We start from the raw sequence: 13,483 nt of genomic DNA, 5'->3' as shown, positions 1-13,483 counted from the left end.
AATTCACCATGACCTATGTTGTCACTGAAAACTGCATCGCCTGCAAATACACCGACTGTGTCGAAGTGTGTCCGGTGGATTGTTTCTATGAAGGTGAGAATACACTGGTCATCCATCCCGATGAATGCATCGATTGCGGAGTATGTGAACCTGAATGTCCCGCTGATGCGATCCGTCCGGATACTGAGCCGGGCATGGATCAATGGGTCGAGTTTAATCGCAAGTTCTCCGAGCAGTGGCCGGTGATCGTGACCAAGAAAGACCCGCTGCCTGATGCAGAAGAGCGTGATGGCGAAGAGGGTAAGATGGAGAAATACTTCTCTGAGGCCCCCGGCGAAGGCGGCTAAGCGATTCGCGCTCTGAACTTGTCAGTTCAGCAGTGGGATGGCGCCTTATCTATCTGTTTCTTAACACCTTTCTTTCAAGTGGAAAGGGGCAGCCTTTCGAGTGTCTCAATTTTGTGATATACTCGGAAATTGAACGTTGATTGAGATGGGGATGACTCCGTAAGTATGCTCGCTTTGGAGTTCTGATTAGTTGAAAACACAGCAACCTGACCGGGCCGTACTGGCACGGGGTGGGTCGTTTTGTTGTCTGTCCCGCGCTCTCGTAACCAAGGAAGAACCTGTATGTCTAAGTCGAAGAAGCTTGAGTTTCGCCCCAACGACTATGTTGTTTATCCGGCCCATGGTGTCGGTCAGATCATTTCGATCGAAGAACAGGAAGTTGCGGGATACTCGCTCGAGCTGTTCGTCATTTCCTTTGAGAAAGACAAAATGACCCTGCGCGTGCCGACCAACAAGGCGACCGAGTCCGGTTTGCGCTCGCTCAGCTCGCCAGATGTCATCAGCCAGGCCATGAAGACACTGAAGGGCAAGGCCAAGGTCAAGCGTGCCATGTGGTCCCGCCGGGCACAGGAATATGAACAAAAGATCAACTCGGGTGATCTGATCTCGATTGCCGAAGTTGTCCGCGATCTGCACCGCACCGATGATCAGCGCGAACAGAGCTATTCCGAACGTCAGCTTTATGAAGCCGCGCTTGAGCGTCTGACCCGCGAAGTCGCGGCAGTATCCGGCGCAGGCGAAGTGTCTGCGGCCAGGCAGGTGGATGAGGTTCTGACCTCGCGCGCGGCAGCGGCGGCCTGAACCTGCTAAAATCAAAGTTTTAAGGCCATCCCCGCAAGGAGGTGGCCTTTTTATATTGCAGTCACCTATTGAAATCGGGGCCACTAAACCTGCGTAGCTACGGCCATAAGAAACCCTATCTCGGCCAGTTGTTGAGTGGCGCCCAGTATGTCACCGGTCTGACCCTCGATCTTGGCCTTGGCTAGCATCGCCATTGCCACCGCAGACAAAGCGGCAATCAGCGCAGGGAAAACCACCTGCAACCCGATCATTGGCAGAGTGAGCAGCAGCGCCATGGCCCCGCCGAGTATCACCGCGGTCGATCCGGGTGCGCCCACTGAATGGCTAAGGCCCGATTGGCGGGCATTTGGAAGGACGGACATAACAACAGGCATCATAGCCCGCGAAACGATGCATGCGGCCAATATGGTGGCAAAACCCGCATTCGAAAGGATCGCAGCAATCAACGACACGCGCAGCAGTTGCGAAGAAATCAGGGCAAGGACGCCATAGGTGCCGATGTGGCTGTCCTTCATAATCTCTAGCCGCCGTTCAGGCGTGAAACCGCCCCACAGCCCGTCAGCGGTATCTGCAAGCCCATCCTCGTGCATCGCGCCGGTGGTGATGGTCAGGACAAGAACGACAAGTATGGCACACGCTATCGACGGCAGCCCCATAGCCGTCGCCATCCATCCCACGGCACCGGCCAACATGCCGACAACAAGCCCCGCCAATGGAAAGGCCCAAACGGCGCTGGCCTGACGCGAGAACACTCTGTCAGGCAGCCGCGGCACGGGCAAACGCGTCAACAGGACCAAAGCCAGCGGAATATCCCAGGCAGAAATGAGCTTGGTGTCGTTTTTTAGCACTCCTGCGCCTTTCAGGGTCTTGTCGGTTTGATCGCTTCGGTTAAACACGCAGGACCACTCTGATGCAACGAGGCTTTGGATGCTGCCCGAAATTAACAATCTGAATTCTTTCCGCGAAGCTGTCCGGCAAGCCTCCGGGCCCGATGATGCCGCTGCGCAAGGGGCGACTGACCGTAATGGGCAGCTGACCAAACCTCCGGGCGCGCTTGGTCGGTTGGAAGACCTGGCAATCTGGTATGCAGGCTGGCGCGGGGATGCCCGCCCGCAGATCACCTCGCCGCAGGTTATCGTGTTTGCCGGAAACCACGGTGTCACAGCACAGGGTGTTTCGGCCTTTCCGCCGGAAGTGACCGTGCAGATGGTGTTGAACTTTGAACATGGCGGGGCGGCCATCAACCAGCTGGCCAAGGCGGCTGGGGCAACGATGGATGTCCACGCGCTGGAGCTTGAACGACCGACCGCGGATTTCACATCAGGTCCAGCTATGTCAGAGGACGACCTGTTGCAGGCGCTGCGCACCGGGTGGACTGCGGTCAGACCAGACGCCGATCTTCTTGTTGTTGGTGAAATGGGTATCGGCAACACAACCCCCGCAGCGGCGATTGCTTGCGCCTTGTTCGGAGGTCAGGCGGGCGATTGGACTGGTCGCGGAACAGGTGTCGATGATGCGGGATTAGCAAACAAAACCCGTGTGGTGGCCGAAGGTGTTACGCTACATGGCGGTTCGGGCGATGGGCTAGAGATTCTGCGCCGTCTGGGCGGACGCGAGATCGCCGCTATGGCCGGAGCCATTGCCGCCGCACGCGCGCTGCACATTCCGGTTATTCTGGATGGCTTTATCTGCTCAGCGGCCGCCGCGTGTCTGTCTGACCTTTCAGAGAGCGCGCTGGATCACACGATCGCCGGGCACCAGAGCGCGGAAGGTGCGCATGGCGCTGTGTTGGCCAAGCTCGGTAAAGAGCCTTTGCTGAAGCTGGGGCTGCGACTGGGTGAGGGCTCTGGCGGGGCGCTGGCGATCAATATCCTCAAAAGCGCTGTTGCCTGTCATTCCGGCATGGCGACCTTTGCCGAAGCTGGCGTCTCGGACAGTTGATCCGCGCGGCCTGACCGTCAGTTGAAGGTCAGGCCGATTTTTTGTCGTTTTCTTCCGCCAATTCCAGCAGTTCGGTCTCAAGGTCTTTTTCCAGCTGCTGCGCACGCTCGATGTATTTTTTGTTTTCGGCGGTGGGCAGCCCGGGAATCCAGAGCTCTGCCAGTTCACGAACCGACATGCGATCATGGTGGTAGAAAGTCTGTTCGGCCTGCGCTGCCTCGTATTCGCTGAGACCCACATTCTCGAGCACATATCGCCCGGCCCGCAATGAGCCATCGAATGTCTCGCGCACAATGTCGTTCGCGCCGGCTTGATACAGCTCGTACACATGGGTCCGATCTCGTGCCCGCGCGACGATGTGTAGGTCTGGGCGCTGGCGGCGCGCATAGCCGACAAGACGCGTCACCTTCTTGCGATCATCCATCGCAGCCACCAGAACAGATGCTTTTTCAAGGCCGGCCGCGCGCAACAGTTCCGGACGGGTCGGATCCCCCAGGAACCCTTTTACGCCAAAGCGACGCATCAGCTGGATGGTTTCGATGTTATGGTCAAGAACGATGGTTTTGAACCCGCTTGCCTGCACCAGACGATTGACGATCTGACCAAATCGCCCGATCCCGGCGATGATGACCGGGCCTTTCTCGTCGATCTCATCCGGTTCGGGTGCCGGTGTGCCATCTCCCATCCGGCGCGAGAGAAGATCATAAATGATGAACAATAGCGGCGTGATCAGCATGGTCAGCGCAATGATCATCAGAAGTTTTTGTGACAGATCCCCTGGAATCACATTCTGCTGGGTCGAAAACGCCAGCAGGACAAAGCCGAACTCACCTGCTTGCGCCAGCCCCAGTGTAAACAGCCAGTGATCGCGTCCGCGCAGTTTAAAGGCGCGGCCAACCAGGAACAGAATGATCCCTTTGACCAAGATTACCAACAGGGCCAGTCCGATCAGGTCGAAGGGGTCGTCAAAGAAATAGGCGACATCGATGCCCGCGCCAACGGTGATGAAAAACAGACCAAGGAAAAGGCCTTTGAACGGCTCTAGGTCGCTCTCCATTTCATGCCGGAACTCGGAACTGGCCAGCACCACACCCGCAAGAAACGCGCCCAGAGCGGGTGACAGGCCAACCAACGTCATCAGGAAGGAAATGCCAACCACAATCATCAACGCCAGCGCCGTATACATCTCGCGGAGGCGGGTCGCATGAATAAAGCGGAACAAGGGCCTGGTCAGGTACACTCCTGCGAGAATGACGAAACCGATCGCGGCAATGGTGACAAGCGTTACCGCCCACCCTGGCAACCCCTCGACCAATGACAAGCTATGATGCGCCGCGCCGTGGTGCCCCGTGGATATGCGGTTGATAGATCCGTCATTTGCAATCTGGGGAATGGCAGGCAGAGCCAGCAGTGGAAGCAGTGCCAGGATTGGTATGACCGCGATGTCCTGAGTCAGCAGTACTGAAAAGGTCGCCCGTCCTCCGTTCGTTTTCATCAAGCCCTTTTCCGACAGGGTCTGCAAAACAATCGCAGTTGATGACAAGGAAAGCGTCAGCCCCACTGCCAGGGCTACGGACCATGGATGATTTGCATACATGGCGACGCTGGCGATCACTGCGGTCGATAAAAGCACCTGGAGGCCGCCAAGCCCCAAAAGCCTGTCCCGCATATCCCAAAGAGCGCGCGGTTCCAGTTCAAGTCCAATCAGGAACAGCATCATGACTACGCCGAATTCAGCCACATGCTGCAGGTTTTCCGTTTCCGCACCCACCAATCCGAACAACGGCCCTATGACAAGGCCCGCGGCCAGATATCCCAGTACAGAGCCCAGTCCCAGACGCGCCGAAAGCGGCACGGCGATCACAGCCGCAGCCAGATAGATCGTCGCCTGGTAAAGGAAGTTGTCCATGATCGTCCTTTCAATGCGCTCAGGTGGGCAGGGGGGCGTCGCGTTTGAGCTGATCCATAACGATTTGGCTTTGTATCCGAGCCACTGCAGGATGTGGAAGGATTACCTGATGAAGCAAGCGATTAAGCGCGGATAGATCGTCGCAATAGACATGTAGTAAATAATCGGCCTCACCTGTCATTGTCCATGCGCTGGTGATTTCGGCGCGTGTTTCGACCATACGGGCAAAGCCTTCAGATTGCTCGGGGCCGTGCGTACTCAGATGAACCTGAACAAAACCCTGCACCTGCAACCCTAACTTTAGAGGATCGAGGCGTGCGACATAGCTGGTGATATACCCTTCAGCTTCCAGCCGTTGGCGTCGGCGACCAGCCTGACTGGGCGACAGGTTCAACATCTCTCCAAGTTGGTGTGCTGTTAGGTGGGCGTTTTTCTGCAGCGCTGACAGCAGGCGCGTATCAGTGGAATCAAGCATGTGCGGAAAAACTCCGTGATTGGCCATTCTTATGCGCAAATTACGCGCGCCCCTTTAAGTTATTGGAAAACTATGCGCGAAAAAAGTGCCGATTAAGACGTATTTTGAAATCAGCAAATAAATTCCTGTATTAACGGAGACGCGCCATGGGTCCTTTCCCTCACAACGCCCCGAAATCAATCATATCGGATGAAAACCCCGCCGGAACCGATGGGTTCGAGTTTGTCGAGTTCGCACATCCCGAGCCGCAAGAGCTGCGCGATCTGTTCGCAAAGATGGGATTCGCGCTGGTAGGTCACCACAAGGACAAGCCTGCGATTGAGTTGTGGCAACAGGGTGATGTGACTTACATCCTGAATGCAGATCCCGACAGCTATTCTGCCCGGTTCGTGGGCGAGCATGGCCCTTGTGCTCCGGCGATGGGATGGCGCGTCGTGGATGCGCAGAAAGCCTATGAGCACGCTGTAGCGAAAGGGGCTGAACCTTATGACGCGGCAGACAAGACACTGAATGTGCCTGCAATCAAGGGGATTGGCGGATCGTTGATCTATTTCATTGATCAATATTACGAAACATCGCCCTATAATCAGGAATTCACATGGACCGAACAGTCCAAGCCCCGGGGGGATGGGTTCTATTATCTCGATCACCTGACCCACAATGTTTACAAGGGCAATATGGACAAGTGGTTCAAGTTCTATGGTGATTTGTTCAACTTCCGTGAAATCCGTTTTTTTGACATTCAGGGCAAATTCACCGGTCTTTTTAGTCGCGCGCTGACGTCTCCATGCGGGCGTATCCGCATTCCGATCAACGAAGATCGCGGTGAAACCGGGCAGATCGTTTCCTACCTGAAGAAATACAAGGGCGAGGGCATCCAGCATATCGCTGTGGGCAGCGAGGATATCTATGCCTCGACCGATGCGATTGCCGAAAAGGGGCTGAAGTTCATGCCCGGCCCGAACGAAGCCTATTATGAGTTGTCTAAAACCCGCGTGGTCGATCATGAAGAGCCGTTGGACCGGATGATGAAGCACGGCATTCTGATTGATGGAGAGGGCGTTCTGGACGGTGGTGAGACCCGGATTCTGCTGCAAATCTTCTCGAAAACGGTCATCGGACCGATTTTCTTCGAGTTCATTCAGCGCAAAGGCGACGATGGGTTTGGCGAGGGAAACTTTAAGGCGCTGTTCGAATCCATCGAGCGAGAGCAGATTGAAAGTGGAGAAATTTCAGCAGCTTGATGCAAGAAGGTAATCCTGCGTGGTCACTCGCGCAGGCCGCCCCTTAACCACGTGGCATCTTGAGAACCACGTTTCGCCCGCGTTTCTGATAGCGCAATTCATTGTCGCTGATAGCAATGACATTGCCGCCGTCAAGCCTGTCCCCGATCTTAAGCTTTTTGTACCTGCCACTGGGCAGCCGAACCAATGCGCGGCGATTGGATGGGCTGCCGTAAACCCCGATCAGGTTCAGTTTCCGCAGGTTGATTGCATTGTCGATTGTGGCCTGCCGTGCAACCGAAGCCGAGGATGGGATTTTGGGCGCTGTGGTTTTGGGCTGGAACGTTCCAACCTCATTGTTGAGCTGTTCAATTCCAGCTGCCGAACCCAAAGTCGCAGTACCTGCACTGGCCTGCCGAGTCAGTCCGGCCGGTCGGAGTTTGGGGCGCGGCACCCTCATTTCCGCAAGGGGCTCAGTCGATTCCGGGGGCGGCGGGGCACGCAACAGGGATTCCGGGCGCGGTTTCGGGCGAATTCCGGACAATTCCTTCAATGTACGCCCTTGAAGCCGTTGCCGTTCAAAATTTTCGGCCAGGTTCTCGGGCCTTGGTTTTGGTCGCAATGTCGCCAGCCTGTTGTCGACCACTTCCTCAACAGGTGCCTTTTCCAGCCGGACCAAAGCCGATGGAGGGGGAGTTTTAGAAGGTGTTCCCAAATAGACAACCACCCCGTCCGGGTTCAAGACGCCTTCTTTGGTTGGTATTACCAGCCCGCGCTCGTCAAGGCTGAACCTAGCCCCGGCAGCGGTTGAAAGTGGTTCGAAATCAAATGGCAGGTCGGTGTCGTATGTGTGTACTGGCGGCAATGCGATTGCATCACGCGACAGATTCGAGTCGTCTTTGGAGGCCAGATACAGCTCAATTTGCGGATCCTGCGCTGGCGCTATCAAAAGGCCCGGTGACGTGATTTCGATCTCCGGCTGTGTCGGAACTAACTGAGGTTCAGGCTCAAGCTCGATTTCGTCTACCAACGCGGGCGCAACGTTCAGCGCCTCAAGAATGGCCTGGTCGGTTGCAGACAGCTCGGGCTCTGATTCAGAGGTCGGTGCCATTTCTGGCTCTGCGGTCTCAGGCACTGTGACTTCGGCCTGTGCTGCGGGTGTCTCTGCAGGCTCGACAGGTCCAGAACTCGGTTCGGGTTGGGATATTGTTTCGTCCAGCAGGGCCAGTTCTGAATCGACAGGGGCAGGGCTGTCTTCTCCGAAAAGGCTCCATATGCCACCGGCTACCAACATCAAAGCCACCGCCGCTGCAATTCGCACTGATGGCAGAGAGGCCCAGTTAGGTGCGGCCACTTTTTGGACAGGCCAAAAGCTGGTCGGAGCGGTAGAATCGGCGATCGCGTGAACAACCGGACTATCCTGCGCGGGGTCTGTGGCGATCGCTTTGGGCGCGTTTGTGGTCGCAGGCGCGTCCCCAAGCGGGAAAAACGGTTCGGTCGGAAAGTCATCTGTTTCATATGCAGCGCTGAACGCGACCGGAACGAATCCGTATCCCAGCACAAACCCCCGAGATTCCTCCAGTGTATCGCGTGGAACGACGGCGACGCATGTGGTCGCCCCGTCATGTGCCGTGACATATACCAGCTCTGTCAGATCATAAGGGGTGGCATCGGATACAGCGTTTTGCACAGCCTGTTCGGTGTCTTCGAAGGATGATCCGGCGGCCTCAACCTTGATGAATTTGACCTGATCCCTTGGGATGATGACCTTGCAGCTCAGGTCATTTTCAAGCGCAAACCCCTTGTCCCGAAGCGCTTTCAACTGCTCTTCCAAGTTGGAGGCATCCAACGACACCTCACCTATGGCGAACCAGTCGCCATCGGAATTGTGGTGCAAAGAAATTCCGGTTGTAGAAATGGACAGCGCAAAAGCGGGTTTCATAATCCGGAGGAACCATAATTGTCAGTTGCAATGCAAACGATGCCTCGTCCGCAGACCGACATTAAAGCAGGATCTCGCCGAGGGAAAGAAAAAGCCTGCGTCTCCTCTTGCCCCGTGACCCGGTGCAGCCCCATGTTGAAATCAGGATAATTGGAGGGAAGATATTGAAGAAAATCGCTTTTCTGGCCGCTGTGCTGGCCATGACGTCGGTAGGGATGGCAACTGCGGAAGAACGTCGCATCATTGTTGATGCGGTAGGCATGGTGCATGTGGCCCCGGATATGGCCACCATTACCCTGGGTGTAACAAACGAAGATGCACAGGCATCAAATGCGATGCAAGCGACTTCGGACGCGGTGGCCAAAATTCTGACTCGACTGGATGAGATGGGGATCGAAACCCGTGATGTGCAAACACGTGATCTGTCTTTGTCGCCGGTATGGTCTGGGCGGAACAGTTCTAGCGGAGAGCGGCCCGAGATTTCCGGCTTTGTCGCATCCAACAGCGTCGTGGTGCGTGTTCGCGATCTGTCGCAGCTGGGTACCATCATGGATGCGGTCATTGACGACGGGGCCAACAATTTCGGCGGGCTGAGTTTCGGAATTCAGGACCCTGCACCGCTTGAGGCACAGGCGCGGGCCAAAGCTGTCGGTGAGGCGCGGGCAAAGGCCAACCAACTGGCACAGGCGGCCGAAGTCACGCTGGGACCGGTTCAGATGATCCGCGAACAGGCCGGAGGGTTCAATCCCATGCCTCAAATGCGTGCAATGAACATGGCGGCTGAGGGCGGCGTTCCGGTTTCCGGGGGCGAGATTTCGGTCTCGGTCAACGTGTCGATGGAATTTCTGATTTCCGACTAGGATGTGTCGCTGGTTCGGGCCATCAGGGATTGCCGCTGCTGGCCCGATTGATCAAAATTGTCCGGCGACAGCCAGGCCTCGAAAGCCGAGCGGATGCGCGGCCATTCTGTATCGAGGATCGAGTACCAGGCCGTATCGCGGTTGCGCCCCTTATAATGGGTGGCCTGCCGAAAGATGCCCTCGAAGGTAAAGCCCAGCCTTTGGGCCGCGCTGCAGGACGGGGCATTCAGCGCGTCGCATTTCCATTCATAACGGCGATAACCCAGTTCATCGAACACGCGGCGCATCATCAAGTACATCGTCTCGGTGGATTTCGGGCTGCGCTGCAGCAGCGGTGAGAAATGGATGTGCCCAACCTCGACCACACCGGCCGCAGGTTCAATCCGCAGGAACGAGGCCATGCCAATCGGGGTGCCATCACCGTCTAGCACTGTGTGGAACATGGGATCGGCATCCATACAGGACGCGCGGGTCCAGGCGGCGAAATCTTCTTCGCTTTCGAATGGGCCATAGGGCAGATAAGTCCAGTTCCGCCCATCAGTGTCATTGGCAAACGCCCGGTACAGACCGGGCGCATGCCTGTTCACATCAAGGGGCACGACCGAGCAATAGTGACCTTCCATCGGCGTATAAGGCGGCGTCGGGCGCGGAAAATTGCCCGAAACCGGCCGGCCGATGGGTTGGCCAAGATCGTTGATGTCGTGCCCGGCCATTTGTCAGGCCGTTGCCTTGGCCAGCGCCTGATCAAGATCGGCAATCAGATCGTTGGCGTCTTCGATGCCAATGGAAACCCGAACAACGCCGGGACCGGCGCCTGCGGCCTCTTGCTGTTCCGGGGTCAGCTGACGGTGGGTGGTCGAGGCCGAATGAATGATCAACGATCGCGCGTCGCCCAGGTTGGCCACATGGCTGAAGATCTCCAGCGCGTTCACCAGTTTGACACAGGCGTCATAGCCGCCTTTGACCGCAAACGTGAATAGCGCACCGGCCCCTTTAGGGTAATGCGTCTTGACCCGGTCGTGATAGGGCGAGGACGGCAAGCCCGCATAGGTCACATATTCCACGCGGTCATCGGCCTCTAGCCAGGCTGCGATCTTTTGCGCGTTCTCTACATGACGCTCCATTCGCAGAGACAGGGTCTCGATCCCCATCAGCGTGTAATGCGCCGCCTGTGGGTTCATCGTCATGCCCAGATCACGCAGGCCGATGGCGATGCCGTGGAATGTGAAGGCCAGCGGACCGAATGTCTCGTGGAATTTCAGCCCGTGATAGGCCGGTTCCGGCTGGCTGAGCGAGGAAAATTTGTCATTCGCGGACCAATCGAACTTGCCCGAATCCACGATACAGCCGCCGGTGACAGTGCCGTTGCCGGTCAGGTATTTGGTGGTTGAATGCACAACCAGCGTCGCGCCGTGCTCAATCGGGCGGCACAGATAGGGTGTGGCCGAGGTGTTGTCGACGATCAGCGGAATGCCGGCGCCATCCGTCACATCCGCCAGTGCGCGGATATCGGTGACATAGCCGCCCGGGTTGGCGATGGATTCGCAGAACACCGCTCGTGTATTTTCGTCGATCGCGTCCTTCACAGCATCCAGATCGTCAGTATCCACAAACTTGGCAGACCAGCCGAACCGTTTGATCGTCTGGCTAAACTGAGTGATCGTGCCGCCATACAGCCGGGTCGAGGCCACCACGTTGCAGCCAGGTCCCATCAGCGGGAACAGTGCCATGATTTGGGCGGCATGACCGGACGAGCAGCAAACTGCTCCAACGCCACCCTCAAGCGTTGCCACGCGTTCCTGCAGAACCGCCACGGTGGGATTGGTCAGGCGGGAATAGATAAAGCCGACTTCCTGCAGGTTGAACAGAGCCGCCGCGTGGTCTGCATCGCGAAACACATATGCCGTTGTTTGATAAATCGGCGTCTGACGGGCACCTGTTGCCGGATCAGGGCGCGCGCCTGCGTGAATTTGAAGCGTGTCGAAACCGTAGGTGGGGCCGTCAGACATGGTAAAAATCTCCTGTTGGGCTATGTGTTGCAGAATCTCTAGGCGATTGGACGCGTGCGCACAACATTGCTGTCAGCGCATCCATAGACCTTTGCTTTTGATCTTGTTGCGAATGACCTGCTCGCGCTGAGGCAGGTTTTCGCGATCGAACATCTCGCGTATTTTGTGCCCTTTGCGCTGGAGCACCAGTTTCTTTATTGGGTCATAGCCCTTGAGCACTTTCTTGAACTTGTTGGGCGCAACCACAGTTTCCAGAACCTCGATCACATGGTCGCTTTCGCGGGCATACAGCAGCGGAAACAGACGGTAGTGGCACGTGACCGACCCGTCCAGCAGGCCAGTGGGCAGTGCGTCGCGGCCGCCGCCAAGGGCATGGATAACCAGCGGCAATGCGACCTGATCCAGCCATGGGTCCAGTGTTTGGCCCGCGAGTTCCAGGATATCCTCATCCCGGATGGTGCAGGCATATTCCAGGAACCGTTCGCCGAACTGGCGTGGGCATCTGTAAAAGAAATAACCCGCATTGAAATACAGGTAGCGCCGCCAGTATTCGGCCGGTTGGGCCTTGTCCAATGAGCTGTCGAAATCCAGTTCGAACCGCTCATACAGGGCGCGCCAGATACCGTCATACCCCGGACCATACAGGGTCGGGCGCGGCCATGTTCCCTCGACTTTCAGCGAGGCACCGGGGCGGTCAAAATCGAAGGGCACACTATTCAGGTCTCCGGTGACAAGCGTATCGCTGTCGAAAAAGACAAACGGTTCCCCCTCGGGCAGGGCCAAGAGCGCCTCGATCTTGTTTCCATAGGGATAGCTTCCACCGAAAGCCCGGTTTTCAAACGGTAGAATTTTGGCCCCAAGCTGATGTAGCGCTTTCAGGACATCCTCATCCTGAATGCTGGGATCCTGTGACCATCGGGCCCCCGGTTGAGGAACGGCTACAAACAGGCGGCCAGCGAAATCGGGACAGCTGTGTCGTAACGAGGCTGCAAACAGCAGTGCCTCGTATTGCAGCCGGTTGTTTTGGCCGATGACCACGATATTGAATTTATTGTTGGCGGTCTGCATCGGGCGTCTCTCGGGTTCGTGGCGTTGGTCCAGCACTGCTCGAATTTTGGTTGGGCGTACACTAGGTAGAGACGTGGCACAAAACCAGATGTGATCATAGATCATGCATCTGAATTTTGAATTCAGGACTTGCGCAACCATCTAGAGACCAGACCCAACAGGAGAAGCCGCATGAGAGTTAACGCAGATTTCACAAAACGTGTTGCTGTGCATTTCGACCGGAATGACTGGATTGCGTCACCTGCCGCAGGGGTCGAGCGCAAGATGTTGGACCGGATCGGGGAAGAGGTCGCCCGCGCCACCACGATTGTCCGCTTTGCCCCAGGAAGCGCCTTTGCCGCCCATACGCATGATGGAGGAGAGGAGTATCTGGTGCTGGACGGTGTGTTTCAGGACGAGACCGGTGATTTTCCTGCAGGTAGTTATGTGCGCAATCCTCCGACATCTTCCCATACGCCTTCGGCACAAGAAGGCGCGACGATACTAGTCAAACTGCACCAGTTTGACCCTGAGGACAGGACCGAAATTCGTCGGTCGATTACCGGGGATTCGAATCTTCAGCTTTTCAAGGGCTCACGCGAAGATGTTCGCGTATTGAATCTGTCACCTGGCGAAAAGCTGGATCTGGATGCAGTCGATGGGTTGGAGTTGTTTGTCATCGCAGGTTCGGTGCAGGAATCCGACGAAGAATTTTCGGTCTGGGACTGGTTGAGATTACCGCCAGGTGCGCGTTCCACTGCTTTGGCAGGAGCAGAGGGCGCGCGAATTTGGATCAAATCCGGGCACCTGTCACAGATGATCTGAGCGGTTCCGGCCCAAAAAACCAGCAATGTACAGTAAAAAACCGGGTGTTTCGGCCTGGTTATTCATTTTTTGACCATTTGGCAAAATTTACCATTTGATAAAAA

General features: G+C 56.5%; 13 protein-coding genes. 6 read left to right on the top strand and 7 right to left on the bottom strand.

What is annotated here, in order from left to right; genetic code table 11:
- Positions 1 to 8 precede the first annotated feature (8 nt).
- Together fdxA and AC2FIZ_RS04655 are read left to right on the top strand one after the other, a co-directional pair.
- A complete protein-coding gene (gene fdxA / locus AC2FIZ_RS04660; protein ID WP_085821728.1) occupies positions 9 to 347 on the top strand; it encodes a ferredoxin FdxA in 339 nt (112 codons plus the stop codon).
- Between the two features lie 282 nt (positions 348 to 629).
- Positions 630 to 1,148, top strand: a complete 519-nt coding sequence (locus tag AC2FIZ_RS04655) for a CarD family transcriptional regulator (RefSeq protein WP_142634416.1) — start codon at positions 630 to 632, stop codon at positions 1,146 to 1,148.
- Positions 1,149 to 1,231: 83 nt separating this feature from the next.
- On the opposite strand, the gene cobS is transcribed toward AC2FIZ_RS04655, so the two are convergent.
- Positions 1,232 to 1,996 carry an adenosylcobinamide-GDP ribazoletransferase gene (cobS, locus tag AC2FIZ_RS04650; protein WP_281972265.1) on the bottom strand — a complete coding sequence of 255 codons (765 nt, stop codon included), beginning with the start codon at positions 1,994 to 1,996 and terminating at the stop codon, positions 1,232 to 1,234.
- Positions 1,997 to 2,075: 79 nt separating this feature from the next.
- Here cobS and cobT point away from each other — a divergent pair, with 79 nt between their 5' ends.
- The gene (gene cobT, locus AC2FIZ_RS04645; RefSeq protein WP_281972264.1) at positions 2,076 to 3,089 is read left to right on the top strand and encodes a nicotinate-nucleotide--dimethylbenzimidazole phosphoribosyltransferase; all 1,014 of its coding nucleotides are present in this window, start codon (positions 2,076 to 2,078) and stop codon (positions 3,087 to 3,089) included.
- Positions 3,090 to 3,117: 28 nt separating this feature from the next.
- Here the strand turns inward: cobT and AC2FIZ_RS04640 are convergent, their stop codons facing one another.
- Positions 3,118 to 4,998 carry a monovalent cation:proton antiporter-2 (CPA2) family protein gene (locus AC2FIZ_RS04640; RefSeq protein ID WP_142634410.1) on the bottom strand — a complete coding sequence of 627 codons (1,881 nt, stop codon included), beginning with the start codon at positions 4,996 to 4,998 and terminating at the stop codon, positions 3,118 to 3,120.
- Positions 4,999 to 5,017: 19 nt separating this feature from the next.
- The gene (locus tag AC2FIZ_RS04635; protein ID WP_142634408.1) at positions 5,018 to 5,473 is read right to left on the bottom strand and encodes an Lrp/AsnC family transcriptional regulator; all 456 of its coding nucleotides are present in this window, start codon (positions 5,471 to 5,473) and stop codon (positions 5,018 to 5,020) included.
- A 146-nt stretch (positions 5,474 to 5,619) separates the two neighbouring features.
- Between AC2FIZ_RS04635 and hppD the strand changes: the two genes are divergently transcribed.
- On the top strand, positions 5,620 to 6,717 hold the full coding sequence (gene hppD, locus AC2FIZ_RS04630) for a 4-hydroxyphenylpyruvate dioxygenase (RefSeq protein ID WP_281994757.1): 1,098 nt from the start codon (positions 5,620 to 5,622) through the stop codon (positions 6,715 to 6,717).
- A gap of 43 nt (positions 6,718 to 6,760) precedes the next feature.
- On the opposite strand, the gene AC2FIZ_RS04625 is transcribed toward hppD, so the two are convergent.
- Positions 6,761 to 8,638 carry a hypothetical protein gene (locus AC2FIZ_RS04625; RefSeq protein ID WP_496790650.1) on the bottom strand — a complete coding sequence of 626 codons (1,878 nt, stop codon included), beginning with the start codon at positions 8,636 to 8,638 and terminating at the stop codon, positions 6,761 to 6,763.
- Between the two features lie 164 nt (positions 8,639 to 8,802).
- Between AC2FIZ_RS04625 and AC2FIZ_RS04620 the strand changes: the two genes are divergently transcribed.
- Positions 8,803 to 9,498 (top strand): SIMPL domain-containing protein, encoded by a 696-nt coding sequence (locus tag AC2FIZ_RS04620; protein WP_282021349.1) that lies wholly within the window; start codon positions 8,803 to 8,805, stop codon positions 9,496 to 9,498.
- Here AC2FIZ_RS04620 and AC2FIZ_RS04615 read toward each other — a convergent pair.
- The 3 genes from AC2FIZ_RS04615 to AC2FIZ_RS04605 all read right to left on the bottom strand — a co-directional run bounded on the left by AC2FIZ_RS04615 (position 9,495) and on the right by AC2FIZ_RS04605 (position 12,575).
- A complete protein-coding gene (locus AC2FIZ_RS04615; RefSeq protein ID WP_496700758.1) occupies positions 9,495 to 10,211 on the bottom strand; it encodes a GNAT family N-acetyltransferase in 717 nt (238 codons plus the stop codon). The genes AC2FIZ_RS04620 and AC2FIZ_RS04615 overlap by 4 nt on opposite strands.
- Before the next feature lie 3 nt (positions 10,212 to 10,214).
- Complete coding sequence (locus AC2FIZ_RS04610) at positions 10,215 to 11,507, bottom strand: O-acetylhomoserine aminocarboxypropyltransferase/cysteine synthase family protein (RefSeq protein ID WP_271946534.1); 1,293 nt, start codon at positions 11,505 to 11,507, stop codon at positions 10,215 to 10,217.
- A gap of 72 nt (positions 11,508 to 11,579) precedes the next feature.
- A complete protein-coding gene (locus tag AC2FIZ_RS04605; RefSeq protein WP_281972260.1) occupies positions 11,580 to 12,575 on the bottom strand; it encodes a GT-B fold glycosyltransferase domain-containing protein in 996 nt (331 codons plus the stop codon).
- Positions 12,576 to 12,746: 171 nt separating this feature from the next.
- Between AC2FIZ_RS04605 and AC2FIZ_RS04600 the strand changes: the two genes are divergently transcribed.
- Complete coding sequence (locus tag AC2FIZ_RS04600) at positions 12,747 to 13,379, top strand: cupin domain-containing protein (protein ID WP_281994754.1); 633 nt, start codon at positions 12,747 to 12,749, stop codon at positions 13,377 to 13,379.
- Positions 13,380 to 13,483 lie beyond the last annotated feature (104 nt).

This window comes from Ruegeria sp. CDSB022, from assembly GCF_059611145.1.
This window is presented reverse-complemented; position numbering and strand designations above follow the sequence as displayed.

Excerpts from the sequence above, each read along its gene's own strand:
- fdxA (WP_085821728.1), top strand. The coding sequence starts at position 9 with ATGACCTATGTTGTCACTGAAAACTGCATCGCCTGCAAATACACCGAC.
- AC2FIZ_RS04655 (WP_142634416.1), top strand. The coding sequence starts at position 630 with ATGTCTAAGTCGAAGAAGCTTGAGTTTCGCCCCAACGACTATGTTGTT.
- cobT (WP_281972264.1), top strand. The coding sequence starts at position 2,076 with ATGCTGCCCGAAATTAACAATCTGAATTCTTTCCGCGAAGCTGTCCGG.
- AC2FIZ_RS04640 (WP_142634410.1), bottom strand. The coding sequence starts at position 4,998 with ATGGACAACTTCCTTTACCAGGCGACGATCTATCTGGCTGCGGCTGTG.
- AC2FIZ_RS04635 (WP_142634408.1), bottom strand. The coding sequence starts at position 5,473 with ATGCTTGATTCCACTGATACGCGCCTGCTGTCAGCGCTGCAGAAAAAC.
- hppD (WP_281994757.1), top strand. The coding sequence starts at position 5,620 with ATGGGTCCTTTCCCTCACAACGCCCCGAAATCAATCATATCGGATGAA.
- AC2FIZ_RS04625 (WP_496790650.1), bottom strand. The coding sequence starts at position 8,638 with ATGAAACCCGCTTTTGCGCTGTCCATTTCTACAACCGGAATTTCTTTG.
- AC2FIZ_RS04615 (WP_496700758.1), bottom strand. The coding sequence starts at position 10,211 with ATGGCCGGGCACGACATCAACGATCTTGGCCAACCCATCGGCCGGCCG.
- AC2FIZ_RS04610 (WP_271946534.1), bottom strand. The coding sequence starts at position 11,507 with ATGTCTGACGGCCCCACCTACGGTTTCGACACGCTTCAAATTCACGCA.
- AC2FIZ_RS04605 (WP_281972260.1), bottom strand. The coding sequence starts at position 12,575 with ATGCAGACCGCCAACAATAAATTCAATATCGTGGTCATCGGCCAAAAC.
- AC2FIZ_RS04600 (WP_281994754.1), top strand. The coding sequence starts at position 12,747 with ATGAGAGTTAACGCAGATTTCACAAAACGTGTTGCTGTGCATTTCGAC.